This window comes from Dietzia sp. MNB45 (genome assembly GCF_051994785.1).
GTDB lineage: Bacteria > Actinomycetota > Actinomycetes > Mycobacteriales > Mycobacteriaceae > Dietzia > Dietzia kunjamensis.
This window is the reverse complement of the sequence record NZ_CP163397.1, coordinates 3,536,049-3,562,589: the sequence shown is the minus strand read 5'-3', so window position 1 is coordinate 3,562,589 and position 26,541 is coordinate 3,536,049. Positions and strand designations below refer to the sequence as shown.

Here is a 26,541-nt window from a genome sequence, read left to right as displayed (position 1 = left end):
CCAACGGTAGCGGCTTGACCCTCTCGCTACGGCAACTTCTAACGTCGCCTGTATGAGTGCAGCACAACCCTTCGTCATCAAGGCAGACCGCATTTTCGATGGGACGGCAGTTCTTGCTGGAACGCACGTGCGTGTTGATCGGGGTCTGGTCGACGCGGTCGGCGAGCAGGAGATCATTCGAGCGGGAGATGTGGTCATCGACGGCGAGGGCGGGACGCTGCTGCCCGGTCTCATTGACGCGCACGTGCATCTGGCGCCGGAGTGCACCGTGCTCGCCGCTCAGTTCGGCGTGACGACTCTCGTCGACCAGTTCTCCAAGCCGGACCTCATCGCGGCTGAACGCACGGCGGTGCTCACCTCTCGCCGCGGCGACGGACCTGCGCGCGCGGACTTCGTGACCTCGAGCATCGGCGCAACCGCCCCGGGAGGACACCCCACAATGGCGTACTCGCCCTTTCCCTATGTCACGGGCCCGGGCGATGCAGAGCCCTTCGTGGCTGGCCGGGTGGCCGAGGGCGCAACGCACCTGAAGGTAATCTACGACGACGGGTCTGGGGCGATGCTGGACATCCCGGCCCTAGACGAGGCGACGATCCTCGCCCTTGTCCAGAGCGCGCATACCGCCGGGCTGCCGGTCGTCGCTCACGTCTCGACGGGCGAGGGAGCAGCACTCGTCGCCCGGTGCGGGGTGGACATGCTCGCGCACGTGCCGTTCGTCCCCATGAGCCAGACGCAGCTGGACGAGGTGGCCACGGCCGGGCTCGCTGTCATCGCGACCTTGACGATCTCGGACGGCTTCCCCGTGCGCGCAGGGATCATGCCGCTGCGCGAGGACGTCCCGCTCGATACCCAGCTGACACCGGCCTGGCGCGAGATGCTCGACACTCAAGCCCGGCGGTGGATGCCACCCACCGGACCGAACCTGGGTGCGGCCTCTACCAACGTCCGTGAACTGGCACGGCGCGGCTGTGCGATCCTCGCCGGAACGGACGTCCCGAACCCCGGCCTGATCTATGGCGCCAGCCTCCACCGGGAGATTCACCACCTGGCTACAGCAGCCGGCCTCGGTCCCGCCGACGCCTTGCGCGCCGCAACCTCCGTGCCGGCGCGCCTATTCGGCCTGCACGACCGCGGAACCCTGAGCCCAGGCAAGAGGGCAGACCTCGTGCTCGTGGCCGGCAATCCCCTCGACGTCATCGCTGACACCGCCCGCGTGCGCCGGACATGGGTCGAGGGACGCGCCGTGGACCTCGCGGGCTACGAAGGCGGCCCCAGTGAGTCCGCGACCATCACGTGGCTGTCCGACTCCCAGGCGAAGATCCTTGCGGCCATCACGGAGATGTGGCCGGAGTTCGCCGCTGCCGCAGGCCTGGGCGAGCCGATTGAGCCCACCGGCAACCCACAGGTCGACGATGCTCTCCACGGGCTCACGAACCCCGACCGGGATGTGCGTCAGACCGCGGCCCTCGACCTCGGCACGTTGGCCGACCCTGCTGCCGCTCCGGTGCTTGTGGCACGGTTGTGGTCCGAGCAGGACTTCTTCGTCCGCGACACGCTCTCTTGGGCGGTCACCCGCGTCGCGGAGGCAGCCACACCCCTTCTGCTGGACGCCCTGGCCGGGGCCGATACTGCTTCGCGCGTGCAAGCGCTGCACGTCCTCAGCAAGATCGCGGACCCAGCGACCACAAACACCATCGTGCCGCTGGTAACCGACGACGACCCCGGCGTGGCGGCCAAGGCCAGGTGGGCACTCACCCGCATCGGCGACCCCCGAGCCATCCCGACCCTGGCAGCGCATCTGGGAACCGGCGACAGCACCAGTCAGAACGGACTCACCCGCGACCTCGCATCCTTCGGCGGAACGGCTGTGCCATTCCTCGTCACGTCACTGACCAGCGACGAGGCACCAGTGCGGCGCCACGCCGCCGAAGTCCTCGGCTTCATCGGCACGGGTGCCGAAGGTGCCACCGATGCCCTGGCCCAGGCGCTGCAGGACACCGACGAAGAGGTTCGCCTCTCGGCGGCCATGGCCCTGTACGAACTGCGCACTCCGACAGCTCAGGTGGTCCTCTCCCGCCACACTGAGGCGGACGATCCGCGACTCCGTGCCATCGCGAACCGCGCGCAGTCCAGAACGGAACGCACGAGATGACCACGCCACCACGTCCAGGACGGGCGGGCAGGGGCCTCGACGCTCGCACCGGCGAGATCACGCGTCTGGCAGCAATCCTCGCAACGCACGCTGAAAAGAGTCCAGGCATCCTCCGGCGCTACATCACGTTGCTGCCCGACGGTGTAACAGCTCTGGAGCTCCTATGGAATGACCTCGCGCGCTGTCCCACGACGCCCACCCGTGGATGGCGCACCGGCTGGAACGAACCCCTCGCAGACGAGGAGATTCGCCACCTCCTCTATCTCCTCGTCCAGTTCGGAGGATGGCACCGGGTCAAGGCGTGCAGCATCAGTCACTGTGGCCGCCCGTTCCTGGACGCCAGCAACGCCAACAATCGCCGCGCATGCTCCCGCCACATCCGTGGCGCAGCGAAGCGAGGCCAGCGGAGCGTTTCCAGCGCCACATGAGAGACCTATTTGTCCAGCGGGTGCTATCGCCGGTCGATGCCGTGGAGTCATGGACGGTGCTGGACGGTTACGGTGCCCCGGTGACTCCGATCGAGCGGTACCTCGCGTACTTGACTCAGATCGAGCGGTCTCCGAACACGGTCAAAGCCTACGCCCACGACCTGAAGGACTGGTTCGTGTTCCTCGGTGCCCAGAACCTGGACTGGCGTGAGGTGCGATTGGAGAACGTCGCCGAGTTCGTCGCCTGGCTACGCCGACCGCCGCAGCTGCGCGACGGGACGGTCCCGATCCTGCCGTCGGTGGAGCATCACTGCACTGAGTCCGCGGTCAACCGGAAACTCTCCGCGCTCAGCGCTTTCTACCAGCACGCGGCGCGCCACGGCGTCGACCTCGGGGAGTTGCTCAGGACGTGGCAGCCGGCCGGAGGTCGTGGCTCGGGGTGGAAGCCGTTCTTGCACCACATCAGCAAGGGCAAACCGCAGGCTCGGCGGGCCATCGTGCTGAGCGCGCAGAGCAAGCTCCCGCGCGTGCTCTCCGCCGCCGAGGTGCAGACGATCCTCGATGCCTGTGACCATCTGCGGGACCGGTTCTTGTTCGCGGTGCTGTTCGACACCGGGATGCGGATCGGTGAGGCGCTGGGGCTGCGGCATGAGGACATTGCCGCTGCCGAGTCCCAGATCACGGTCCAGCGCCGGGTCAATGGCAACGGTGCCCGCTCCAAGTCATGCGCACCGCGGACGGTGCCGGTCAGCGCGGAGCTGGTCCGGCTCTACGCCGACTACCTTCACCTGGAGTACGACGATCTAGACTCCGACTACGTCTTCGTCAACCTCTGGGGCCGACCCCACGGTCACCCGCTGACCTACACGGCCGTCTACGACCTGGTCAAGCGTCTGCGGCGGCGCACCGGGATCGACTTCGACCCGCACTGGTACCGCCACACCGCCGCGACCCGGATGCTGCGCGACGGTGTGCCGATCGAGGTGGTCTCCAAGCTCCTCGGCCACGCCGACATCACCACCACCGCCGCCGTCTACGGGCACCTGAGCGCCGAGGACGCTCGCAAGGCGCTGGAGGAAGCGGGTTGGTTCACCGGCCGAGAGGGGCGACTGTGAGTGCGCCGAGCCCGCTGGCGCCCGAACAGCCATCAAGGGCCGGGCGTGAGCGGCGCCGAACGTCCCTTCAGACCAACAGCTGGGATGCTGAGTACGGCAAGGACGTCTGGCGGCTGCGTGAACTTGGCATCAAGCACGGACGGCTGGCCCGGATCACCTTCGAGGACATCCCGCAGCCCTGGCTCAAAGCCTTGGCCAAACGCTGGGCCCGCTGGCGCCTGGCCACGGGCCTCGGGGTGGTCAGCGTCTCCTCGGGCACGCGGGCGATCGCGCACTTCGGGCAGTTCCTCGCGGACGTGGCACCCTCCGTCCAGGGGCTGGCAGACCTGGACCGGGACCTGCTGGAGCGCTACCTCGCGCACCTGCACGCCCGGTTCTCGGGCACCGTGAAGCACCGCATGTTGATCGGCCAGCTGGACCTGTTCTTCACCACCATCCGGCAGCACGGCTGGGACGATTCCCTGCCTTCGACGGTGATGTTCTTCAGCGAGGACTTCCCCAAGGAGGCCATCCGGCAACCGCGCGCGCTGAGCGAAACCGTGATGGCTCAGCTGGAGAACCCGGACAACCTCGCCAAGTGGAACAACGCCGCCTATGAGCTGATCACGCTGATCCTGATGGGCTGCGGGCTGCGCATCACCGACACCGTCCGTCTGCCGACCGACTGCATCGTCTACGACGGCGAGGGAGCGCCCTACCTGCGCTACCTCAACCGCAAGATGAAACGCGAAGCCCTGGTGCCCATCGACGCCGACCTCGCCGAAGCCATCACTGCGCAGCGTCGCCGTGTGCACGAGCGGTGGCCGGGCGGGGAGCCGGTGCTCTTCCCGCGAGTCACGGACAACGACGACGGCCGCGAGTCGGTCGGGGACGGGGTCTACCGCAAGGCGCTGCACAGCTGGCTCAAGCGCTGCGACGTCCGTGATGAGCACGGCCAGCCCGTTCGCGTCGTCCCGCACAGTTTCCGGCACACCCTGGGTACGAGACTGATCAACCGAGACGTCCCCCAAGAAGTGGTCCGGCGGATTCTCGACCACGACTCCCACGTCATGACCGCCCACTATGCCCGGCTCAGTGACACCACGATCCGCCGGCACTGGGAAGCTTCACGGAAGGTCAACATCAAGGGCGAGACCGTCACCCTCGACCCGGACGGCCCCTTGGCCGAGGCGGCCTGGGCCAAGCAGCGCGTCGGGCGGGCCACCCAGGCCCTGCCCAACGGCTTCTGCGGACTGCCGGTCCAGCAATCCTGCCCGCACGCGAACGCGTGCCTGAGCTGCCCAATGTTCATCACCACCTCCGAGTCCCTGCCCGAGCACCGCCAGCATCGTCAACAGGTCGTGCAGATCATCACCGCTGCCGAAGCCCGCGGCCAGCAACGACTGATCGAGATGAACCAGCAGGTCCTGGGAAACCTCGATCAGATCATCACCTCGTTGGAGGACGACCAGGACGACGAGGCAAGTACCTGATGCATGCCGATAACAGCCACCACTTGATCGCCGCCGCCCAGCGGCGCCACGAGACCGCCCGTGCCAAAGCCACCCAGGCTCTTCGCGACCTCGACCGCGAGGGAGGAGCAGTCACCTTCCAGATCGTCGCGCAGAAGGCACACGTCTCGCGGTCCTGGCTCTACACCCAGGACGACATCTGCGCCGAGGTCCGCCGGCTCCGCGGCCTCCAGCAGGGTGCCGTCGGCGCACCACTGCCCGCGTCTCAACGTTCCACCGATGCATCCCTGATACGCCGCCTCGAAGTTGCCAACGCGCGCGTCCGCGACCTCACCGCCGAGAACCAGCGACTCCGGAAACAACTGGAACACGCCCTCGGCCGACTACGGGCGTCGAACCCGGAGCGGTGACTGGGGCCGAGCAGCTTGACGGACGACCCCAGATAACCACGTCCACAAGGAAGACCTCCGATCCGCTGAGTCTTGTGCTGGACGTCACGGCCACGTCTGACCAGACTCCAGATAACGGTCACAATGGCGTCGAGGGCCGGCCGACCGGGGCCGGGGCGACGACGAGGAGTGCCCATGCGCCACGACCAGACAACTCTCGCGGATTTTCGGGCGAGCCTGCTCGACGGGAGCGGGAAGGACTTGTCCGACTACGCCGGGCAGGTCGTCCTGGTGGTCAACACCGCGAGCAAGTGTGGGTTCACACCCCAGTACAAGGGGCTGCAGAAGCTGTACGAGGAGTTCCGCGACGAGGGCTTTGTAGTGCTCGGGTTCCCGTGTGACCAGTTCGCGCACCAGGAGCCGGGCTCCGACGAGGAGATCGGCGCGTTCTGCGAGCGCAACTTCGGCGTGGAGTTCCCGCTGTTCTCCAAGATCGAGGTCAACGGCTCGGATGCTCACCCGCTCTACGAGTGGCTCAAGTCCGAGAAGTCCGGGGTGCTCGGCGGCCGGATCAAATGGAACTTCACCAAGTTCCTCGTGGGCCGCGACGGCCACGTGATCGACAGGTTCGGACCCAACCGGAAGCCCGAGGACCTGCGGGAGGCGGTCGAGGCGGCACTGAGGGGGTAGTGACTCGCACGGCGTGAGTAACGATTTGAGCTGAGAACGGATTAAGCTTCGTAAGTCACTACTTACAACATTTGGAGCTTCATGTCCTTCGGACTCCGCCGCGCCGCGGCTGCGACCGCCGGCGCACTCGCCGTCGCCCTGACCCTCGGGTCGGCCACTCCCGCTTTCGCCCAGACCGCCAGCATCGACCCCTCGACACTCATCGATCCGTCGGCGCTCGGCCAGGAAGACTTCGAGGCGATCATCGACGCCGTCGGCTCCGTGCCGATCGGCTCGGCCGCCGGACTCCTCGGGTCGGTCGGTTCCGCCGACGTCCCGCTCGGCGAGGGCTCCTCGGCTCCTGTCGGCGAACCGACGCCGGTCGACACCTCGATCACCGAGACGGAGTTTCGTGGAATCGAGCGCTACCGCGCCGATAAGGCCGGGAACGATCAGGCGTACGAGTACTGGACCATCGCCTCGAAGGCAATGCAGCGTGAGATCACCGTCGAGGTCGTCCCCTCGCGCGGCACGGGCGAGGCGCCCGTCCTCTACATGCTCGACGGCGTGGGTGCGCCGATCAGCAGCACCGGCTGGGCTCACCAGGCGTACATCGCTGATCGGATGGAGGACGAGAACGTTCACGTGGTGAACCCGGCGGGTGCCTACGCCTCGTACTACACCGACTGGGAGGAGATCGACCCGGTCTTGGGCAACAACAAGTGGGAGACGTTCCTCACCGAGGAACTGCCGGCGATCGTCGATGAGCGGCTCAACACGAATGACAAGGCAGCCGTCGGCGGCATCTCCATGGGCGCTCAGGCGGCCATGCATCTTGCGGCTACACACCCCGATGTCTACGACGCCGTGATGTCGTTCAGTGGCTTCTACTCGACCATGGACGCCCTGGGGTACCAGACCGTGCGGCTCTCCGTTGAGACTCGCGGTGGAGACGTCGAGAACATGTGGGGCCCGCACCGTAGCGCGCGGTGGGCGGAAAACGACACCATCTCTCACCCGGAGGGTCTGCGCGGCAAGGCTGTGTACTTCTCGGCCGGAAACGCCGAGATCGGTCCCGATGACGTCAAGCAATACGGTGCCAACTACCAAGACCTGATAATCGGGTTGGTGCTGGAGATGGGCGTGTACGAGAACTCGAAGGCCTTCGAGAAGGCACTCGATCGTGCCGGGATCGAGCACAAGGTGGACTTCGCCGACACCGGCCTGCACAACTGGCCGAACTTCCTCAAGAACTTCGAGTCCGGATGGGACTACATCAAGCCCGCCTTGTACGGCGGAGACGTCGAGCCCGGAACGGGCACCCCGGGTGCATCCGGCTCAGCCGGTTCCCTGGGGACCTCCGGATCCCTGGGCTCCTCCGGGTCCACCGGTTCCTGATCGACCTTCTCGAGAAGCGGTCCTGCGCTCCCACACCGGGGCGCGGGACCGCTTCTGTATCGCTCGGCCGCACCCACCTCGGCCACACTCACAATGAGGGGACCCCGATGAACACCCGCGTCCGTCGCCGCGCCACCGCTACCGCCACCGTCCTCGCGGCCATCCTGTCCCTGGGATTCGCCGCGCCCGCCTCCGCCCAGATCGGCGGCGATATCGACACCTCGTCCCTGGGACTCGAGGAAGTGGAGCTGATCGGGTCGGCGGCCGGGTCCCTTCCGCTGGGCTCGACACTCGGGTCGCTCGGGTCGGCCGGTTCCACCAACATCCCGCTCGGTGGCACCGGGTCCTACGTGGAACTCCCCAACCCGCCGCGACCGCGCGACGAGTCGATCGACGCAGTCGAGCTCCGCGCCATCACCCAGCACGGAGAGTACGAGCACTGGCTCGTCACCTCCGCCGCCATGCAGCGCGAGGTCGTGCTCGAGGTGCTCCCGTCCCGCGTGACGGACGAGGGTCCGGCGCCCGTGTTGTATCTCCTCGACGGGGTCGACTCGGTCGAAGGTAACTCGGGCTGGAAGCGGGCCGGGAACATGCCCGCGCGCATGGCCGAGGAGAACGTCCACCTGGTGACACCTACGGGAGGCCCCTCCTCGTACTGGTCCGACTGGCAGAGCGAGGACGAGGTCTTCGGCTACAACAAGTGGGAGACGTTCCTCACCGAGGAGCTGCCCGACCTCGTCGAGGCAGAACTGGCGACCCGGGGTACGAAGCACAACGGCAAGAACGGAATCGCCGGCGCGTCGATGGGTGCGCAGGCCGCAATGCACCTGGCGGCCACCTACCCGGAGCTGTACGACGGCGTCATGGCGCTCTCCGGCTACTACTCGACCACCGACGAGCTGGGCTACCAGTCGGTCCGTGGCTCGGTGGATGGGCGCGGCGGCGATTCCGCCAACATGTGGGGCCCGCGCGGAAGCGATCTGTGGAAGTACCACGACACGATCTCCCACCCGGAGGGTCTCGAGGGCACCGCGGTGTACTTCGCGACCGGGGGCACGGCGGTGTCCGAAGGGGATCTCCGGAACTACGGCGACGACTACTTCGCCATGCTGCAGGGCCTGGTGCTGGAAAAGGGGGTCATCGAGGGGGCCAGGAGCTTCTCCCGCGAACTCGACCGCCACGGCATCGCGCATCGCGTGGACTACGGCGACGAGGGCCTCCACGGGTGGCAGACGTTCGTCGACTACATCACGCCCGGCTGGGACCACATCAAGCCGGCTCTCCAGAACTGATCCCCGGCGGAAGCCCCCCGCGCACGCCCGTCGAGAAGACAGTTCGGCACACCCGCCTCTCGCGCGACGTGTGCGGAACTGTCTTTTCGATGGAGTCGACGGGGTCGATGCGGCGGCTGGTCAGGCCGCGGCCAGCCGCAGGCGGTCCAGGTGCCGGGCGATCGCGTCGAGCGCGCGGTCGAGCACCGGCGCCTCCGGCAGGCACACGATGCGGAAATGGTCGGGTTCGGGCCAGTTGAAGCCGGTGCCGTGGGTGACCAGCACGTGCTCGGAGCGCAGGAGGTCCAGGGCGAACTGCTCGTCGCTGGAGATGCCGAACATCTCGCGGTCGAGGCGCGGGAAGCAGTACAGCGCGCCCCGCGGCGCCACGCAGCTCACGCCGGGGATGGCGTTGAGGCGCTCGGCGGTCCGGGCCAGCTGCCGCTCGAGTCGGCCGTCCGGGTCCACCACGTCGTGGCCCCACGGTGAGTCCTCGGCCAGGGCGACGGGGATCGCGTGCTGCGCGGGGACGCCGGGGCAGACCCGCATGTTGGACAACAGGGTCAGTCCCTCCAGTAGGTCGGTGGCGTCGGCGATCGGGCCGGTCGCGACCACCCAGCCGGCCCGGTAGCCGCACACCCTGTATGCCTTGGACAGCCCGCCGAAGGTCAGGCACAGTACGTCGTCGCCGGCCGCCCACGCGGCGTGGTGGTGGCGGGCGTCGCCGAAGAGGACCTTCTCGTAGATCTCGTCGGACAGCAGGACGAGCCCGTGGCGGCGCGCGATGTCGGCCATCCCCCGGACGGTGTCCTCGCTGTACACCGCGCCCGTGGGGTTGTTGGGGTTGATCATCACCAGGGCGGTGGTGCGTGGGGTGACCCTGGATTCGATGTCCTCGAGCGACGGGTTCCAGCCGTCGGACTCGTCGGCGAGGTAGTGCACGGGCACGCCTCCGGTGAGGTTCACGGCGCCCGTCCAGGTCGGGTAGTCGGGGGCGGGGACCAGGATCTCGTCGCCAGGGTCGACCATGGCCTGCAGGACCAGCGTGATGAGTTCGCTCACGCCGTTGCCGAGGAAGACGTTCTCGGGCGAGACGCCACCGATCCCGTGTCGGCGGTAGTAGTCCGTCACGGCCTCGCGGGCGGTGGGGATGCCGCGGGAGTCGGAGTAGGCCTGCCCGGCGGCGAGTCCCGCCGCCACCGCGTCGACGAGCTCCGGCCGGGCGGTCAGCCCGAAGGGGTGCATGTTGCCCAGGTTGAGCCGCAGGATGTCGTGTCCCTCGGCCTCGAGGCGCATCGCCTCGGTGAGGATCGGGCCACGCACGTCGTAGCGCACGTCGCGGAGTCGTCGGGACTGGCGGTAGGTCGTCATGGACCCCATCCCACCCCGAAAGTGGCGCCCCCGGAAGGACCATTTCGCGCAGAATTGTGAGACCACTGTGCGACGCCGTGACCTACGATTCCCCCATGGCCCGCACCGCTCGCTCCGGATCCCTGGTGGTGGGGCAGGTGTCGGGGGCTGCGGAGTTGGCGGACGCGATCATCGATCTGGTCGCCGACGGATCCGTGGCCGACGGCGACAGGCTGCCCTCCACGCGCGCGCTCGCCGAGCAGACCGGACTCTCCCGCGGGACCGTGGTTCGCGCGTTCGATGAACTGTCGGCGGCCGGCTTCATCGTCTCCACCCAGGGGTCGGGGACCCGGGTCGCCGCCGGAGCCGGTCAGGCTGCACGGGCCGGGGCGCGGACGCGCGGAGTCAGCCGAACCTCGTCGTCGTCGTCGCCACTCATGCGGCAGGGCGCCCGCACCTCGTCACCGGAGGTTTCGGCGGCGACCACTGCGTCACCCGCGCCCCCGGAGCCGGTCCCACCCGCACCGCGCCGCGGCCGGTCGCCGCGCGATCTCCGTCCCGGGATCCCCGACGCCTCCCTCGTCGACGATCGTGCCTGGCGGTCGGCGGTGCGCGCCGCCGCGGCGCAGGGTCTGGCGGGCCTGAACCCGTGGGAGGAACCGAGCCCGGCGTTGCGCGTCGCGGTGGCCGATCACCTCCGCCGGCATCGGGGGATCGCCGCGGGCGACCCGCTGCTGTTCGACAGCTCGCGGTCGGCGATCGCGGCCCTGTGCGCGGCGTTCGTCGCCGGGCAGCAGGGGCGGGCCGGGGGCGGGACCGTGCGGTTCCACACCGAGGACCCCGGGTACCGCGGTGCGGTGCTCATGGCCCGGGAGCAGGGCCTGGAGGTGCGGTTCCATCCCGCGCGGCCGGGCGGCCTCGACGCTGCGCGGCTGGGGGCGGAGCCGGCGATCGTCTTCACCACGCCGGCGCACCAGTTCCCGCTGGGGCACCGCATGAGTGTGGACCGCCGGGTCGCGCTCGTGGAGTGGGCGCGTCGGACCGGGTCGCTGGTGATCGAGGACGACTACGACGGCGAGTTCCGCTACGGCGTCGCCCCGCTGCCCGCGCTGGTCAGCCTCCCCGCGGCCACCGACCACGTCGCCTACGTGGGCACGTCCTCCAAATCCGTGGCCCCGGACCTGCGCGTGGCGTGGTGCCTGCCACCGACGGCGATGCGCCGCGAGGTCGAGCGCTGGCTCGCGGTCCACCGCCGGGGTCCGTCCTCACTGCCGGCGGAGGCGCTGGCCGCGTTCATCACCTCGGGCGCGATGGACCGGCACCTGGCGCGGGCGGCGCGCGTGTACAGCGACCGTCGTTCCCGGCTCGTGGCGGCGCTGCGCCGGGAATGCCCGGACCTCGAGGTCACGGGCGTGGAAGCGGGGCTGCACCTGTGTGTGGTGCTGCCCGGATATGACGACGACGAGGTGGTGCGCGCGCTCGAGCGGGCCGGGTGGCGCACGCGGTCGCTCGGAGGGCAGTCCGCGCAACACGCGGTGTCCGGCCTGGTGCTGAGCTATGCGCGGCTCTCCTCGCGCGACGCGGCCGGGTTCGCGGTGGAGCTCCGACGGGTGCTGGAGCGGCTCGGATCCGGATGATCTCCGTCCGCGGGCGCCCGGCCGGTGCTTGAATCCTGACGGTAGTCAACTCATCGCATCGGAAAGCGGTTCACACATGGGTCAGGAACAGTCACTGGCGGGCAGGGTCGCCTTCATCACCGGCGCGGCGAGGGGGCAGGGGCGCAGTCACGCCGTGGAGCTCGCCCGGCGGGGAGCGCGGATCCTCGCGATGGACATCTGCGAGGACATCGACACCGTCCCCTACGGGCTGGCAACCGCCGATGACCTGCAGCAGACGGTCGCCGAGGTCGAGGCGGTCGGCGGGGAGATCGTCGCGGTGACGGGCGACGTGCGCGAGCCGGCGGACGTCGCGGCGGCGGTCGACGCCTGCCGGGAGCGCTTCGGCGTCCCGGACATCGTGGTGGCCAACGCGGGGATCAACTCCCAGCGCGGCGAGGAACCGGACGCCCAGCAGGCGTTCCTGGACACCATCATGGTGAACCTCGTGGGGGTGTGGAACACGGTCCACGCCATCGCCCCGCTGATGATCGAGCGCGGAGAGGGCGGGTCGATCGTCCTCATCTCGTCGACCAACGGCTTGTCCGGGCGGGGAGGCGACGGGTCAGGCGCGGCCACGGGGTACACAGCCAGCAAGCACGGGGTGGTGGGGCTCATGCGCAGCTTCATGATCTGGCTCGCGCCGCACAACATCCGCATCAACACGATCCACCCGGCCGGCGTCCTGACCGCGATGGTGGCGCACGACGAGATGGCCAGGTGGTTCGCGAACAACCCCGAGGGCCACACGATGGGCAACGCCCTGCCCGTGCCGATGCTCGAGCCCATCGACATCTCGCGGGCCGTTCTCTACCTGGTGGAGGAGTCCGGCCGCCACGTCACCGGGGTGACGATGCCCGTCGACGCGGGGTTCACCGCGAAGTAGCCGGCCGGCCGCCGGTGGGGAGACCGGCGGCCGGAGGAGCGGATGCGGGGGGACGTGACCGGTCTTACTGTGAGCGCCAGCGACATCCGCGGCGAGCACCCTCCAGGAGGCGCACGATGGGCACTTCATTCTGGCGACGCACGACGATCGATTCCCCGGCGGCCGAGTTCCCGGACGGCGAGCACGTCGACCTGGTGATCGCGGGGGCCGGGTTCACCGGCCTGATCACGGCGCTGATGGCCGCCGCGCGCGGCAAGGCGGTCGTGGTCCTGGAGGCGCACACGGTGGGCGCGGGGGCCAGCGGCGCGACCACGGCCAAGGTCTCGGTCCTGCAGGGCACCCGACTGTCGAGCATCCGCTCCAAGCACGGGTTGGAGACGGCGCGCGCGTACGCCGACGCCAACCGGTACGGACTCGACTGGTGGGCCGAGTTCTGCGAGACCCACGGCGTCGACTCCCAGCGTCGGCGTGCGGTGACGTTCTCCAAGGGACGGATGGGCACGTCGACCCTGCGCAAGGAGATGAAGACCCTCGTCGACCTGGGTCTGCCCGCCCGCTGGTACGACCGGGTGGACGTGCCGTTCCCGGCCCGGTCCGCCGTGGAGCTGCCGGATCAGATGCAGATCGACCCGGTGGAGGCGCTCGCGGCGCTGGCCCGCACGGCCACGGCCCTCGGCGTGCGGATCGTGGAGCACGCCCGTGTCACCGCACTCACAGCGCAGGGGACCGGGGACGACGCGTTCGTCGAGGTCACCGCCCATCCGGGAACGATGACCGCCCGCGACGTCGTGCTGGCGACCGCGTCCCCGGCCCTGGACCGCGGCCCGACCGTCGCGACGATGGAACCCGAACGGTCCTACCTCTGCGCGTTCGAGTACCCCGGTGGCCTGCCGGAGGGGATGTACGGCTCGGTCGAGAGCCCGGTCCGCTCGCTGCGGACGGTGCCCTCACCCGGCGGTGAGGTGCTGTTCGTCGGCGGCAACGGGCACCGCACCGGCACCGCCACGGGCACCGCGTCCAAGATCGACTCGCTGCGGGAGTACGCGGAGAAGTACTTCCCCGGCGCGACGATGACCCACGGCTGGTCCGCGCAGGATTTCCACCCGGTGACGATGCTGCCCAAGTCCGGGCCCCTGCCGTGGGGCAAGGGGCGCGTGCACTTCGCGGGCGGCTACAGCAAGTGGGGCCTCACGGGCGCGCCGGCGGCGGCCGGGATCATGGTGGACCGGCTCGAGGGCGTGGACCCGCGGGTGTCGTTCGGCAAGCCCAGCATCACGGGCATCGCGAAGAACGCCGTGCCCCTGTTCGCGGACGTGCCCGTCCAGCTCGCGGCGACCGCGGCGCAGGCGATCGTGCGCAAGCCACGGCCGAGTATCCGACCGATGGGGGAGGCGACGGGCGACGACGGCGAGACCTGCCGCGTCGGCCTGCTGTGCCCCCACATGGGAGCCGCGCTGACGTGGAACGACGTGGAGCGGTCGTGGGACTGTCCCTGGCACGGGTCCCGCTTCTCGGCGTGTGGCGAGCTCATCGAGGGCCCGGCCACCAGTGACCTCAAGAGGTACGACACGCCCCGCTGACCCGACCGGCTGGCGCGCGCAGCTGACACGACCGGCTGACATGAGCCGCGCCCCGGCCGGTCGGGGAAGGGCCGGGTCGGGGCGCAGCGAGTGTCACCGGCGGGTCAGGCGGGCGGCATCAGGACTCCGTCGAGGACGTGGATGACGCCGTTGGTGGCGTCCACGTCGGTCTGGACGACGTTGATGCGGGTGCCGTTGCCGTCGACGAGGGCGACGTTCTCGCCCTCCACCTCGACCGTGAGCTCCCCGCCCTGGAGGGTCGCGACCGTCTGGCCGTCCATCTCGAGGACGTCGGCCGCGGGGACCTCACCCTCGATCACGTGGTACTGCAGGATCTGCGCCAGGTCGCCCGTGGGGTCGGCCAGCAACTCGTCCAGCGTGCCCTCGGGCAGGGCCTCGAACGCCTCGTCCGTGGGGGCGAAGACCGTGAACGGACCGGGCCCCTTGAGGGTCTCCGTCAGGCCCGCGGCCTCGATGGCCTGGGTGAGGGTGGTGAAGTCGCCCGCGGCGTTCGCCGTGTCGACGATGTCGCCCTCGGCCGCAGCGCCGGTCTCCTCGGTGGTGGTCTGGTCCTTCGTGGTCTCGTCGGTGGTGGTCTCCTCCGTCATCATCTCCGTGGTGGTCTCGTCGGCCGTGGTCGTGCCACCGTCATCGTCGGTGCCGCACGCTCCCATGAACACCGCGAGACCGATGGCTCCCGTCACTGCGATCGTCCGCTTCATCAAGCTTCCTTTCGTCGGGGTTGCCCGTCAGTGTCCGCACTGCACAGGGGGTACGTGAACCCCCGTGGCCTGATCGTTGTGGCCCCGTGACGGGATGGGGACAGGTCCCCCGGGCCGCGCCTCGGGAGGATGCCCTTGCTTGCGAGCGTCCCGGGAGTCGTCGAAACTCGAGATGGAACGCTGGCCGCCGGCCACCGCGTACATCCGTCTACGAAGAAGCAGGAGCATCGATGAGCCCCACCGATCAGGGTCCGAACCCGTTCGTCGTCGACATCGAGGACGCCACCCTCGCCAACGACAACTACCGCACCACGCTGTGGACGGGATCGCACATGCAGCTCACCGTCATGAGCATCAAGCCCGGGGACGACATCGGTCTCGAGGTCCACGACGACCACGACCAGTTCCTGCGCGTCGAGGCAGGGAAGGGCCGGGTCGAGATGGGCCCCGCGAAGGATCAGCTCGACTTCGTGCGCGAGGTCTCCGACGACTGGGTCATCCTCGTGCCCGCCGGGAGCTGGCACAACGTCACCAACACCGGCGAGGAGGACCTCAAGGTGTACTCACTGTACGGTCCGCCGGAGCACGAGCACGGGACCGTCCACCCGACCAAGGCGGACGACCACCACGATCACTGAGCACGACCACTGACGACCATTTACCACGAGCGCTGACGACGATCATGGCCGCGACCGGTTCGCGGTGCCGGAGGGCCCGGGGCGGTGCACACGCCGCCCCGGGCCCTCCGGCATGACACGCTGGTGGCGTGAAGACGCCGGTACCTGACTATCTGCTCGAGATCCGCGACGCCTGCTCGAACGGTGACGCCGGCCGGCTCGCCGACTACATCCCCGAACTCGCGGCCGTGGACCCCGACCGGTTCGCGGTGGCCGCCTGCACGATGGACGGCATCGTCTACACCGCCGGGGACGCGGACGCCGAGTTCACCATCCAGTCGATGAGCAAGCCGTTCGTCTACGCGCTCGCGCTGCGGGACCGGGGAATCGAGGCGGTCCTGGAGAAGGTCGAGGTGGAGCCGTCCGGGGACGCGTTCAACCAGATCTCCCTGGACCGAGAGACGGGCCGGCCGCGCAATCCGATGATCAACATCGGGGCCATCACCACGCACACGCTGGTGAGCGAGCCCGACGCGACCCAGGACGACCGTGACGAGGCGGTGAGGCAGGGGTTGTCCGCCTTCGCGGGCCGCGAGCTCGGAGTGGACGACGCCGTGCTCGACTCCGAGCTGCGAACGGCGTTCCGCAACCGGGCCATGGCCAACCTTGTGCGCGCAGGCGGGATCATCGCGAACGACCCAGATGAGGTGGTGCGCGGCTACACCCGGCAGTGCGCCTATCGGGTGACCGTGCGCGACCTCGCGGTGATGGCGGTGACGCTGGCGACGGGCGGCATCAACCCGGTCACCAAGGAGCGGGTGGTCTCGGCGCCGGTCGCCCGGCAGGTGCTCGCCGTGATGGCCACCTGCGGGATGTACGACGCCGCCGGGGACTGGATGTCCACCGTGGGGATCCCCGCCAAGAGCGGGGTGTCGGGCGGGATCTTCGGTGCCCTGCCCGGGCAGGTCGGGCTCGGGGTGTTCTCCCCGCGACTCGACGAGCACGGCCACAGCGTGGAGGGTGTGCGCACCTTCGAGCGGCTGTCCCACGATCTCGAGTTGCACCTGATGAACACCACCGTCACGGACGTGGAGGCCGTCCGTTCGGTGCGGTTCGACGAGATCTCCGGGCGCCGCACCTTCCGGCTGCAGGGCCCCATGACGTTCGCCAGCGCCGAGCAGGTCCTGCGGCGTCTCGCCGAGATCCCCGAGGGGCCGAGCGAGGTGACCCTGGACCTCAGCCGCGTGTCTTCGGTCAACACGAGCGCGCGCCGGATGCTGCTCGAGGCGATGACGCGGTTGTCGGCGGACGGCCACGTCGTCGGTCTGGCCGACCCGGGCCGGCGCCTCCCCCGACCGGACCTGGGCGACGGGACCCGGCCGGTCAACCGGCGGGCGGCCCGCTAGCTAGCCCGGGCGCGCCAGCCCGGCGCACCCAGCGGCACCGGTCACTCAGCCCACCCGGAAGTGCGAGTGGTCCGGTTCCCTCATGAGCTCGGCCAGTCGCGCCCGGTCGAAGGGGAACAGGTCGATCGTGCCGCCGTCGTGGAAGTACCAGGAGTGGCAGCCGGTGTTCCAGACCGTCGGCCCCATCGCCCCGGCGACGTCGTCGTTGAACTCGGCGGTCGCCTCCTCGGTCACCTCCACCGACCGGATCGCGCCGTCGCGGAGGAGTTCGATCCAGTGGGCGATGTACCGGGCGGTGAGCTCGGCGGTGTGCTGCAGTGAGATCGAGCCGGTGGGGGAGTTGGGGGCTCATCCCAATCGGGGGTGTAGGAGTTGGGGTCTGAAGCCGCCGGTCTCGAGCAGGCTTCGGGCGATGTAGTTGGTCAGGTTGCGGAACCCGAGTGCGGAGCCGCGCAGGTGTTCGAGCCGTCCGTTGAGCGCCTCGGTCGGCCCGTTGCTGGTGCCGGGTCGTTCGAAGTAGGCGAGCACGTCAGCGGCTCGCTTCTTCAGGGTCCGGCCCAGGGTGGTGAGCTCGGTGAGCACCTTGGGGACGCCGGCGCTGAGGTCGGTGATCAGCTTCTCCATGAGCTCGCGGCCACGTTGCCGGTCCTCGTGGCGATAGGCGGCGATCATGCGCTGGTAGACACCCCAGGCCGCCTCGACCTCGACGTGAGCGTCATCAACGAACAGCGCGCGTAGCCTGTCGTTCTGCTTGTCGGTCAGCAGGTCCGCGCCGGTGTGCAGCGTGCGCCGCGACTTGTAGAGCGGGTCGTCCCTGAACCCACGGTGCCCGTGGATCGCGAGTTGGACCCGGCGCCGGCACCTGTCGAGGGCGTCACCGGCCAGGCGCACGACGTGGAAGGGATCCATCACCGTGACCGCGTCCGGGATCTCCTCTGCAGCGGCGGTCTTGAACCCGGTGAAGCCGTCCATCGCGACCACCTCGACCGCGTCACGGAAGGCGTCGTCGCGGTCGGCGAGCCAGGTCTTGAACGCCGCCTTCGACCGGCCCTCGACCAGGTCCAGCAGCCTTGCTGGGCCGGCGCCATCGCGGACCGGGGTGAGGTCGATGATCACGGTGACGTACTTGTCGCCACGCCTGGTGTGGCGCCAGACGTGCTCATCGACGCCAATGACCTTCACGCCCTCAAACCGCGTGGGGTCGTTGATCGGCAGCCGCTTGCCTTGAGCCAGGACCGCGTTGTTGGCGGTGTCCCACGCGCCCCCGAGTCCCTCGGCGACACGGGCGACGGTGAGGTGTGCGACCACGATCCCTTCCAGCGCCCACCGCAGCCCGGTGCGCGAGAGCTTCGCGCGTGGCTCCGCCGCGGCGCTGGTGTCTTGGCGCCACACGTGTCCGCAGTCGGCACAGCGGTAGCGGCGCACTACAACTTCCAGCACGGTCGGTCGTCGTCGGGAGACCTCGACGTCTATCTGCGGACCGACGCGCCCGGCCGACCTACACCGTCATCTGAGAAGACCCCTGAAACGTCTTCGACGACGACGGGACCGGCGAGGAGGAGGGCGCGGTGAGCTAAAGGAATGGAGCTTGCTCGGCTTCGACGCCGCCGCAAGCTCCGGTGAAACGGTCGGTACTGGTCGGTCGTCGTCGGTCACCACCGGATGGCGGCGTCCCCCACGCTCGGCGTTTGCGCAGTTCAGCAGCTCGTTCGCCCAGTGGGGCGCATCAAGCGATAGACGCAAAGCCGACGTGATTAGGTCGTCGGTTCGATTCCGACAGGCGGCTCCGGCGAACAGCCCCTGACCTGCGGAAACGCAGGGCAGGGGCGGTTCGGTTCTGGTGGTCGAGCGATGCGCTGGCCTCACGGCTCTGCCCGACACCGACGTCGCTCTTCTCTGCGACGGACCCCTCGCCGGCTGAGCGCTCGCGGCCTGCATCCTGTCCGTGTGCCGATAGGCCTCGCACCGCTCGGCAACGCAGCATGGCGTTGCGTCGCGACCTGGCGACGGCTCGGCGGGGCGCGATCGTCTCGTGCGTTGGCGGACTACGGGAGCTTGGACGCGAGGACGTCGGCCGCCAGGATCTCGGGTGCTGCGCCGAGGAGGTGCTGGTTGTCCGTCAGGGCTGCGACGATGGCGCCGTTGGCGTGGGCGTCGCGAGCGGACTCGTCGGGGAATGCATCGAAGATCCAGAAGGTGTCGGCGTGGGTCCTGACCGCGAACCAGACAATCGTTCCTGCTTCTTCGTTGGCGAGTGCGACAGCGCCGGCGAGCAGATCGGCGAGCGCGTCGTGCTGTCCATCGGCCGCGACGATCTTGGCGACGAAGGCATACGGAAGTGATGCGGGTGTGGACATGAGGGACTCTCCTTGAAATCGGGGTTCTTCGTGGGACGAGTTCAGCGTATGACGAGCGAGGGCCGGTGGGAAGTGGCGTATACGGCAGCATTGCTATTGTTTACGCCATGCGTATCGGACTGATCGCGATCGACGGCTGCTTCGGTTCGGCTATCGCGTCGATCATCGACATCGTGCGGGTGGCCGACGGAGCCCGCGGCGATGTCGACCCGCGGATCGACCCGATCACACTCGCCATCCTCGGTCCGAAACGGCGAGTGACCACGACGGCATCGATGACCCTGTCGGTGGACCACCCGCTGTCGGAGTCCGCAGAGTTCGACGTGGTCGTCGTCCCTGCGCTTGGAACCCTTACGGCCGCCGCTACCAACGACGCCCTCCAGAGCCGAGATGCTCGTTCGGTCATCGCCTCGCTCGGGCGCCTCGACGAGGCGACCACCCGGATCGCCGCGGCGTGCACCGGCGTGTTCGCTGTCGCCGAGACCGGACGGATGCATCATCGGCGGGCGACGACCAGCTGGTTCCTGGGGCCGGAGTTCCTGAAGCGCTATCCGACCGTCGCCCTCGATCTCGACACCATGGTCGTGGTCGACGGGAACCTCGTCACCGCCGGCGCCGCGTTCGCCCACATCGACCTCGCGCTCTCACTCGTGCGATCGATCAGCCCCGACCTGGCCCAACATGTCGCCAAGCTCCTCATCATCGACGAGCGCCCGTCGCAGGCGGCCTTCGTCGCCTACGAACATCTCCGGCACGAGGACCCGATCGTGGTCGAGTTCGAACGCTTCGTGCGCGCCCGCCTGGACGAACCGTTGAACGTCGCCTTCATCGCGCAGTCGCTCGGCACCAGCCGGCGCACCCTCGAACGACGAGTCCGTGCGGCGCTCAACCTCACTCCGCTCGGCTTCGTCCAACGGCTTCGCATCGAACGAGCTCGGCACCTCTCCGCAACCACGGACCTCACCTCCGCCGAGATCGCGCTACGGGTCGGCTACGCAAACGCCGAGACTCTGCGCTCCCTCCTGCGTAGGGAGCGACGCCGTTCCTGACCTATCGCCATGCCTGTAGCCAGTGTCCTAGCGCCCGGTTGGAACCACCTCTCAGCACGTCGCGTCGACGCTCCTGCGTCGCCCCTGGACGACCCACTCGACACGCCCGCAGCACAGGCCATGTGACGTGCCCCAGCTTCCCGGACGGTCGGGGGTGGGTGGCTGTGATGTCGCTGCGTTCTCGTTGAGAGGATCAGCAGACCCGATCAGGGTCGATTGGGATAAGCCGCGAAGGCGGTCAGGTCAGGGCGGCCGAAGCCGGCCGGCGGGGTAGCGTCGGACACGTCGAGGTCTTTCGGATGGATGGCGTAGGAACCTCCATCGTCGGGAGATCTCGACGTCTATCTGCGGACCGACGCGCCCGGCCGACCTACACCCTCATCTGGGAAGAGCCGAGTTGGGGCCCAGCACGGTGAACGCATTGGGGAAGCCCGGGACGGCGGTCATCCGATAGGCGCGCGGGCCGTCGGCCCACTCGCGCTCGAGGGTGCGGCCGTCGCGTCCGACGACCTCCATGGGACGCATGTAGTCGTGCGCGCGGAAGCCGGTCGCCAGCGCGATCACGTCGGCGGGCCGCTCGGTGCCGTCGGCGGTGCGGATCCCGTCCCGGGGTGACCTGCGCGATGGCGTCGGTGACGAGCTCGGCGTCGCTGCGCTGGATGGCGCGGTAGTACGTCCCCGGACTGGCGGAGTTCCGTGGCGGGGTGTCGGTCCGGATGTGCCCGGCCAGGCCGAGGTCGTCGACGACCCGGCGGTGGTAGCGCTGGATCTCGGCGCCGTCGGCCCACACGCGCGACCAGTCGGGCTTCGGCGCGAACCGGAACTGGTAGAGCTGGGACGGCACGTCGCATGTCAGGCCCGGGTAGCGGTTCCAGTACCAGACCCCGCCGACGTCGGAGCCCTTCTCCAGCACGGTGACGTCGGCGAAGCCGCGCTCGTGGAAGACGTGCAGGGCGGTGATGCCGGCGACCCCGGCCCCTACGATCACCACGCGCGGCTCGCGCCCCTCGCGCGATCGACCCGGACTCACACGTCGACCGCGTTGTCCGTCAGCGCATCGCGGACGGTGTCCGGCGCGGTCACCATGGACGACTCGAACGCCGCCTCCCGTCGGGAGGCGTTCATGAAGTAGGCGCCGAGGCCGGCGAGGTCGACGGTGGTGGGCAGGATCGGGACGACGGTGGCGCCGCGCGCACGGACGGCGGCGACCTCGTCGTGCAGCTGGGTGGACATCGGGCGGCGGATCAGCCCGTACTCGATCCCGCCGCCCCGGCCGGGGACGCGGACGCCGGGCGCCGAGGCCATGGGGGCGAGGACGAACACGAGGTCGGCGTCCTCCGGCCCGATCAGGTCCACGGACGCGGTGGAGCCCATGCCGCCGTCGACGAAGATCCGGTCACCGACGGGCACCGGCGGCATCCACCCGGGGGTCGCCCAGGAGGCGCGCAACGCCTCGCCGACGGTGGCCATCGGCGAGCCCGGGGCGCCGAACAGTACCCGCTCCCCGGCGAGGACGTCGTAGGCTACGATCCGGGCACCGGTGTGGGGGAGCCAGGCGCCGACCTCGAAGCCCTCGGCGAGCCGCTGCAGCCAGCTGGCGTCGGCTCGGCCGGTGGGCGCGATACCGGTGAGGGCGCCCAGTCCGGACCGTGTGCGGAGCAGACCGGGGTTTAGCAGTGGGAGCCGGGGCAGTGGCGGCCGCCCGGGCGGGGTGGAGGCGACGTGTTCGCGGAGTCGCATGTCGCAGGCCTGCCCGCGCTGCATATCGACCAGTTCGTCGACCCCGATGCCGCCGGCGAGCATGGTCACCAGCTCGGCGCCCGCCGAGGTCCCCAGGAGGACGTCCGCCTCCCGGGGGTCGAATCCCGTCTGCTCGGTGAGCGCGTGGAGGGCGGCGATCATCCAGGCCCCACCGATCGTGCCCCCGCAGCCGAGGACGAGAGCGGTGCGACTCATCCGGCGCCCTCCCCGTGTCCCGCGGGGGGCGCCGCCCCGGAGAGCCCCGCGCTGATCCTAATCGCGCGGCTCCAATACGAACACAGGGATGATCCGGTCGGTGTTCTGCTGGTAGTCGCGATAGTCAGGGTAGACGGCGACGGACCGGTCCCACCACCGGTCTCGCTCGGGGCCGCTGAGTTCGCGGGCCGTGTAGTCGCCGACCCGGTCCCTGTCGCGGACCTCCACGTGCGGGTCGGCCTTCATGTTCCAGTACCAGACCGGGTGGGTGGGAGCGCCGCCCTGCGAGGCGACGGCCGCGTACGACCCCTCGTGTTCGACGCGCATCAGCGGGGTCTTGCGCAGCTTGCCGGACTTCCGGCCGACGGTGGTCACGATGACCACGGGGATGCCGGCGAGGTCGCCGCCCTCCGCGCCGTCGGTCTTCTCGTAGGTCTCGACCTGCATCCGAACCCACTCGCTCGGGCTGGGCTCGTACTCGCCGGACAGTGGCATCGGGGCTCCTCGGTGATGGGGTTCCGTCGGCTCAGGGCGACACTACGCTTGGCAAGGCGCGCTCGCTGCCCACATCAGGCGAGTCGGTCGGTGAATCTCGAGACCGCCTCGACGACCGCCAGGTAGCGCGGCGAGCGCACCGCGTCGAACCCGTGTTGGGCTCCGGGCAGTTCCGCGTAGACCACGGGGTTCGGCGATCCGGCGCGCAGGTGCCGTACGAGTCGGCGTGACCCCTTCACCGGCGTGTAGGTGTCGTGGGTGCCGTGGATGATCGCCACCGGCGGGGCGCCGGATGCCGCGTGCCGCACGGGGTCGGAGACGTCCCGGGTCTCGAGGCCCAGGCGACCGTAGTAGCCGTACAACCCGATCGCGCCGGCGACAGTGGTGTCGGCGTCCTCGAATCCCGGCTGGAATCGGGGATCTCCCCCGGTCAGGGCGGTCATCATCGCGAGGTGTGCCCCGGCCGAACTGCCCGCCACCACGATCGGCGCGTCGGCCCTGATCCCGTGCGCCGGGCCCTCGGTGCGGATCCAGCCCAGGAGCCGCTTGACGTCGACCAGGTGCTGCGGGAATCCCGATTCCGGGGTCGGCGAGAGGTGGTAGGTGGTGCTGATCGCCGCCCACCCGCGTGCGGCGTGGTCGAACAGCATCGCTCGCGACTCCCGGCTCGGGCCGCCGGCCCGGAAGTGCCCACCGTGGATGTGGACGAGCACTCCGCGGACGTCGCCGGCGTCGCTGCCGCTACTGCCGCCACCGGGTCCTGCCGAGCCGCTACGGGTGTAAAGATCGAAGCGGTTGGCCTTCGGGTCCGGTCCGTAGACCATGCCCCGGCGGGCCCGCACCCCGCGCGGCCGCAGCGGCCACGGGCGGAACAGCACTCTCGGCCACGGCGTGCGGTGGAGGGCCGACGGGCTCGTCGTCGTCTCCCCCTCGCCCAGCCCCTCGGCCAGCGCGCGGTCGAGGACGGCCTTCGCGGCGAGGTGCCGCGACAGCACGACGCCCAGCCCCGACCAGGTCAGCGCGGCGATGCCGACCCCCACGCGATCGGATGGGCGCGCGGCCCGACCGGCCAGGGCGGGCGCGGTCGCGGCCCCGACCAGCGCCCCGACGTGCAGCGGGAGTTCCTGCGCGGGCAGGCTCCACACCCAGCCGGCGGTCGCGGCGGCGAACGGTCGGCGGATCGGCCACAACGCCAGCGCCGTGGAGACCGCGGCGGGGGCGAGGACCACGGGCAAAGGCACTCGGACGAACGGTGTCGGCATGTCAGGCCTCCGGTAGGGGTGCGCGTTCCCAGGCGGCCACCGGACCCGGGACCAGGTCGAACATCGGGTGCGGGCGCGGTGCGACGAGGCGGTCCAGCCACGCGGGGTCGCGCTCGGCCACCTTGGCCCGCAGGTGTGCCCACTCCAGCGCGAGCTGCCCGTCGGTGAGCGGCAGGCATTCGACCCCGGGAGGCAGGACGACGCGCGTGCGGTCGAAGCGGAAGCCGCGCACGTCGGCGGCGTCGGCGAGCCCGTGCAGCCAGGTGGCGACCCCCGCGACCGGGTCGGGGAGCGTGCGGAAGCGCTCGAGCTGCGGATGACTGCGATAGCCCTTGGTCAGCCCGCGGAGTACCTTCTGGGCCAGGAGCCCCTCGCGCCACCCGGCGACCAGCGCGGCGCGGTCGAGCAGGACGGGATCGATGCTCCACAGGCGCACCCGGCGAGTATAGGTGCGCACGGCGCCGCCGGGAGGCGCGGAGGAGGAGACGGATATGACGACGACGACAACGCCGACCCGCGACGAGGTGATGGCGGAACTCGCGGAACTCGAGGACGCGCGGATCCTGGAGGTCAACGAGCGGCACGGCGACGACCACGCGGTCAACCTCACCACGCTCCGCGCGGTGGCCAAGCGGGTGAAGAAGAACCATCCGCTGGCCCTCGAGCTGTGGGCCACGGGCGACTCGGCCGCGCGGCTGCTCGCGCTGCTCATTTGCCGGCCCAGGGAGTTCTCGGCCACCGAGCTGGACACGATGCTGCGCGAGGCCCGCACCCGGAAGGTCCACGACTGGCTGGTCGGCTACGTCGTGATGAAGGGCCCGCACGCCGAGGACCTGCGCGTGGCGTGGTTGGACGACGCCGACCCGGTGGTCGCCTCCGCCGGCTGGGCGCTCACCGCCGACCGGGTGGTCAAGAAGCCCGAGGGGCTGGACCTGCCCGCGCTGCTGGACGTGATCGAGGCCGAGATGGCCGGCGCCCACGAACGGCTGCAGTGGGAGATGAACACGTGCCTGGCCCAGATCGGGATCCAGCATCCGGATCTGCGGGCGCGCGCACTGGAGATCGGCGAGCGCCTGGGTGTGCTGCGTGACTACCCGACGCCGCCGAACTGCACCTCGCCGTACGCGCCGGAGTGGATCGGCGAGATGGTCCGTCGCCAGGAGGCCTGACGACCCGACCGGGTCCGCCCCGCTGCACTACCTCTCGGCAGCAGCGGAGAGCACGTGTCGGTAGATCCGGGCGTGGGCGGCGGCGACCGCGGCGTCCTCGGACGCGGGAGCGCGCGCCGGGACCGGCGGGCCGTCGAGGGCGGCCATCAGCGCCCGGCGCAGGTCGTCGGCGGTGGGGTGGCCCGGGTCGTAGACGGCCGTGCCCGATCCGGCCGACCCCGATCCGAGCACGCCGGGGTCCCACTGCTCGGCCAGGTACCCGATCCGCGGGATGACCGGCGGCAGCCCCAGATCGCGGCACAGCTCCAGCCAGCCGGAATGGGTGCCGTGGCGGTGGGGCAGGACGAGCGCGTCGAATCCGGCCAGGGCCGCGCACAGTTCGTCGTCGGCCAGGTGGTCGTGGGCACGGACCTCGACGTCCGGATGGGCGTCGAGCCGGTCGAGCGCGGTCGCGGCCGCGTGGCGGGGATGCTCCGCATCGCGCGCGGCGGCCAGGGCGTCCGCGCGAACCATCACAGTCAGGTGGGCACCCTCGGACAGCGCGGTGACCAGCGGGGCCAGGAGTTCCTCGCCGGCGACTCCCGCGCGCAGCGAGCCCAGCACCACACCGACCATGCGCCTGCCTCCGGAGCGATCGAGCCGCGCGAGCCGGTACGGCTCGGTGACCTCCGCGGCCATGAGCCGGGGATGCGGGAGGACCTGCGCGCGGGCGCCCCACCGTTCGCGGATCTCCGCGGCGGCGCCGCGGGTCAGCGTGATCACCGCGGCGGCGCCCCGCACGAGGTGGCCGGTGCGCTCGAGATGGGCGGCGGGGTCGGGCTCGTGCGGGTTGGTCAGGTCATGCACGGTGACCACCAGCGGCAGGCCCCGCGACCGCAACGCCGCCACGAACTCCGCGATCTGCCCGGGGGAGCGGTGCTCGTAACCGAAGTGCACATGCACGACGTCGGCCCCGTCGAGGACCTCGGGACGGTCGGCGGCCTCGAGCGCCGGGTACGGCCACCAGCGGGCGGGCTCGGCCGGATCCAACACGGGGTCCGCGAGCACCGAGACGTCGGCCGCGGGCGAGATGGCGTGGCGGACGTAGTCGTGCCCGGCCGGCACGGAACGCACCCGGACCGGCGGCGGGGTCGGAGAGGAGCCAGTGTTCACCCCGCCACCGTG

23 protein-coding genes and 2 pseudogenes are annotated in these 26,541 nt (G+C 70.0%); 14 read left to right on the top strand and 11 right to left on the bottom strand.

The features are described from left to right. The first annotated feature begins 52 nt into the window (after positions 1–52). The 7 genes from AB5G72_RS17095 to AB5G72_RS17065 all read left to right on the top strand — a co-directional run bounded on the left by AB5G72_RS17095 (position 53) and on the right by AB5G72_RS17065 (position 8,894). Positions 53–2,152 carry a HEAT repeat domain-containing protein gene (locus AB5G72_RS17095; RefSeq protein WP_440220515.1) on the top strand — a complete coding sequence of 700 codons (2,100 nt, stop codon included), beginning with the start codon at positions 53–55 and terminating at the stop codon, positions 2,150–2,152. Positions 2,153–2,576: 424 nt separating this feature from the next. Next, positions 2,577–3,695 carry a site-specific integrase gene (locus tag AB5G72_RS17090; RefSeq protein ID WP_440220514.1) on the top strand — a complete coding sequence of 373 codons (1,119 nt, stop codon included), beginning with the start codon at positions 2,577–2,579 and terminating at the stop codon, positions 3,693–3,695. Next, complete coding sequence (locus AB5G72_RS17085) at positions 3,692–5,167, top strand: tyrosine-type recombinase/integrase (protein ID WP_440220513.1); 1,476 nt, start codon at positions 3,692–3,694, stop codon at positions 5,165–5,167. The genes AB5G72_RS17090 and AB5G72_RS17085 overlap by 4 nt, the downstream gene beginning before the upstream one ends. Continuing rightward, positions 5,167–5,556, top strand: coding sequence for a DUF6262 family protein (locus AB5G72_RS17080; RefSeq protein WP_010079171.1), 390 nt, complete (start codon positions 5,167–5,169; stop codon positions 5,554–5,556). The genes AB5G72_RS17085 and AB5G72_RS17080 overlap by 1 nt, the downstream gene beginning before the upstream one ends. A gap of 174 nt (positions 5,557–5,730) precedes the next feature. Further along, complete coding sequence (locus AB5G72_RS17075; protein WP_069389837.1) at positions 5,731–6,225, top strand: glutathione peroxidase; 495 nt, start codon at positions 5,731–5,733, stop codon at positions 6,223–6,225. 81 nt (positions 6,226–6,306) lie between these two features. Next, complete coding sequence (locus AB5G72_RS17070) at positions 6,307–7,602, top strand: alpha/beta hydrolase (RefSeq protein WP_185951640.1); 1,296 nt, start codon at positions 6,307–6,309, stop codon at positions 7,600–7,602. Positions 7,603–7,709: 107 nt separating this feature from the next. Next, the gene (locus AB5G72_RS17065) at positions 7,710–8,894 is read left to right on the top strand and encodes an alpha/beta hydrolase (RefSeq protein ID WP_440220512.1); all 1,185 of its coding nucleotides are present in this window, start codon (positions 7,710–7,712) and stop codon (positions 8,892–8,894) included. A gap of 120 nt (positions 8,895–9,014) precedes the next feature. Here AB5G72_RS17065 and AB5G72_RS17060 read toward each other — a convergent pair whose 3' ends face one another. After that, a complete protein-coding gene (locus AB5G72_RS17060; RefSeq protein WP_440220511.1) occupies positions 9,015–10,244 on the bottom strand; it encodes an aminotransferase class I/II-fold pyridoxal phosphate-dependent enzyme in 1,230 nt (409 codons plus the stop codon). A 95-nt stretch (positions 10,245–10,339) separates the two neighbouring features. On the opposite strand from AB5G72_RS17060, the gene AB5G72_RS17055 reads away from it, so the two are divergent. From AB5G72_RS17055 to AB5G72_RS17045, 3 genes are all read left to right on the top strand, one after another. After that, the gene (locus tag AB5G72_RS17055; protein WP_440220510.1) at positions 10,340–11,860 is read left to right on the top strand and encodes a PLP-dependent aminotransferase family protein; all 1,521 of its coding nucleotides are present in this window, start codon (positions 10,340–10,342) and stop codon (positions 11,858–11,860) included. A gap of 76 nt (positions 11,861–11,936) precedes the next feature. Continuing rightward, positions 11,937–12,764: a mycofactocin-coupled SDR family oxidoreductase gene (locus AB5G72_RS17050; RefSeq protein WP_120285524.1), complete on the top strand. Its 828-nt coding sequence runs from the start codon at positions 11,937–11,939 to the stop codon at positions 12,762–12,764. Between the two features lie 116 nt (positions 12,765–12,880). Next, positions 12,881–14,344, top strand: a complete 1,464-nt coding sequence (locus AB5G72_RS17045) for an FAD-dependent oxidoreductase (protein ID WP_185951636.1) — start codon at positions 12,881–12,883, stop codon at positions 14,342–14,344. 104 nt (positions 14,345–14,448) lie between these two features. Here the strand turns inward: AB5G72_RS17045 and AB5G72_RS17040 are convergent, their stop codons facing one another. After that, positions 14,449–15,066 carry a fasciclin domain-containing protein gene (locus AB5G72_RS17040; RefSeq protein ID WP_154830089.1) on the bottom strand — a complete coding sequence of 206 codons (618 nt, stop codon included), beginning with the start codon at positions 15,064–15,066 and terminating at the stop codon, positions 14,449–14,451. 230 nt (positions 15,067–15,296) lie between these two features. Between AB5G72_RS17040 and AB5G72_RS17035 the strand changes: the two genes are divergently transcribed. Together AB5G72_RS17035 and AB5G72_RS17030 are read left to right on the top strand one after the other, a co-directional pair. Further along, on the top strand, positions 15,297–15,704 hold the full coding sequence (locus tag AB5G72_RS17035) for a cupin domain-containing protein (RefSeq protein WP_120285521.1): 408 nt from the start codon (positions 15,297–15,299) through the stop codon (positions 15,702–15,704). A gap of 128 nt (positions 15,705–15,832) precedes the next feature. Next, positions 15,833–17,089, top strand: coding sequence for a glutaminase (locus AB5G72_RS17030; protein ID WP_096906520.1), 1,257 nt, complete (start codon positions 15,833–15,835; stop codon positions 17,087–17,089). Positions 17,090–17,134: 45 nt separating this feature from the next. Here the strand turns inward: AB5G72_RS17030 and AB5G72_RS17025 are convergent, their stop codons facing one another. The 3 genes and pseudogenes from AB5G72_RS17025 to AB5G72_RS17015 all read right to left on the bottom strand — a co-directional run bounded on the left by AB5G72_RS17025 (position 17,135) and on the right by AB5G72_RS17015 (position 19,446). Beyond that, positions 17,135–17,323: a hypothetical protein gene (locus tag AB5G72_RS17025; RefSeq protein ID WP_143337732.1), complete on the bottom strand. Its 189-nt coding sequence runs from the start codon at positions 17,321–17,323 to the stop codon at positions 17,135–17,137. A 114-nt stretch (positions 17,324–17,437) separates the two neighbouring features. Beyond that, positions 17,438–18,592, bottom strand: a pseudogene (locus tag AB5G72_RS17020) (ISL3 family transposase); the annotation flags it as partial. Between the two features lie 542 nt (positions 18,593–19,134). After that, positions 19,135–19,446: a putative quinol monooxygenase gene (locus tag AB5G72_RS17015; RefSeq protein WP_096906522.1), complete on the bottom strand. Its 312-nt coding sequence runs from the start codon at positions 19,444–19,446 to the stop codon at positions 19,135–19,137. Positions 19,447–19,553: 107 nt separating this feature from the next. On the opposite strand from AB5G72_RS17015, the gene AB5G72_RS17010 reads away from it, so the two are divergent. After that, positions 19,554–20,495 (top strand): GlxA family transcriptional regulator, encoded by a 942-nt coding sequence (locus AB5G72_RS17010; protein WP_120285520.1) that lies wholly within the window; start codon positions 19,554–19,556, stop codon positions 20,493–20,495. A gap of 393 nt (positions 20,496–20,888) precedes the next feature. Here the strand turns inward: AB5G72_RS17010 and AB5G72_RS17005 are convergent. The 5 genes and pseudogenes from AB5G72_RS17005 to AB5G72_RS16985 all read right to left on the bottom strand — a co-directional run. Continuing rightward, positions 20,889–21,525 (bottom strand): annotated as a pseudogene (locus AB5G72_RS17005) (NAD(P)-binding protein); the annotation flags it as partial. Further along, on the bottom strand, positions 21,522–22,451 hold the full coding sequence (locus AB5G72_RS17000) for a patatin-like phospholipase family protein (RefSeq protein ID WP_120285518.1): 930 nt from the start codon (positions 22,449–22,451) through the stop codon (positions 21,522–21,524). The gene AB5G72_RS17000 and the pseudogene AB5G72_RS17005, both read right to left, overlap by 4 nt. Positions 22,452–22,508: 57 nt before the next feature. Further along, on the bottom strand, positions 22,509–22,946 hold the full coding sequence (locus AB5G72_RS16995; protein ID WP_120285517.1) for a nitroreductase family deazaflavin-dependent oxidoreductase: 438 nt from the start codon (positions 22,944–22,946) through the stop codon (positions 22,509–22,511). A 74-nt stretch (positions 22,947–23,020) separates the two neighbouring features. After that, a complete protein-coding gene (locus AB5G72_RS16990) occupies positions 23,021–24,187 on the bottom strand; it encodes an alpha/beta hydrolase (RefSeq protein ID WP_440220509.1) in 1,167 nt (388 codons plus the stop codon). A 22-nt stretch (positions 24,188–24,209) separates the two neighbouring features. Then, entirely contained in the window at positions 24,210–24,644 is a 435-nt protein-coding gene (locus tag AB5G72_RS16985) for a pyrimidine dimer DNA glycosylase/endonuclease V (RefSeq protein WP_440220508.1), read from the bottom strand. Positions 24,645–24,699: 55 nt separating this feature from the next. On the opposite strand from AB5G72_RS16985, the gene AB5G72_RS16980 reads away from it, so the two are divergent. Further along, a complete protein-coding gene (locus AB5G72_RS16980) occupies positions 24,700–25,377 on the top strand; it encodes a DNA alkylation repair protein (protein ID WP_440220507.1) in 678 nt (225 codons plus the stop codon). 27 nt (positions 25,378–25,404) lie between these two features. On the opposite strand, the gene AB5G72_RS16975 is transcribed toward AB5G72_RS16980, so the two are convergent. Beyond that, positions 25,405–26,529, bottom strand: coding sequence for a glycosyltransferase (locus AB5G72_RS16975; protein ID WP_440220506.1), 1,125 nt, complete (start codon positions 26,527–26,529; stop codon positions 25,405–25,407). Positions 26,530–26,541 lie beyond the last annotated feature (12 nt).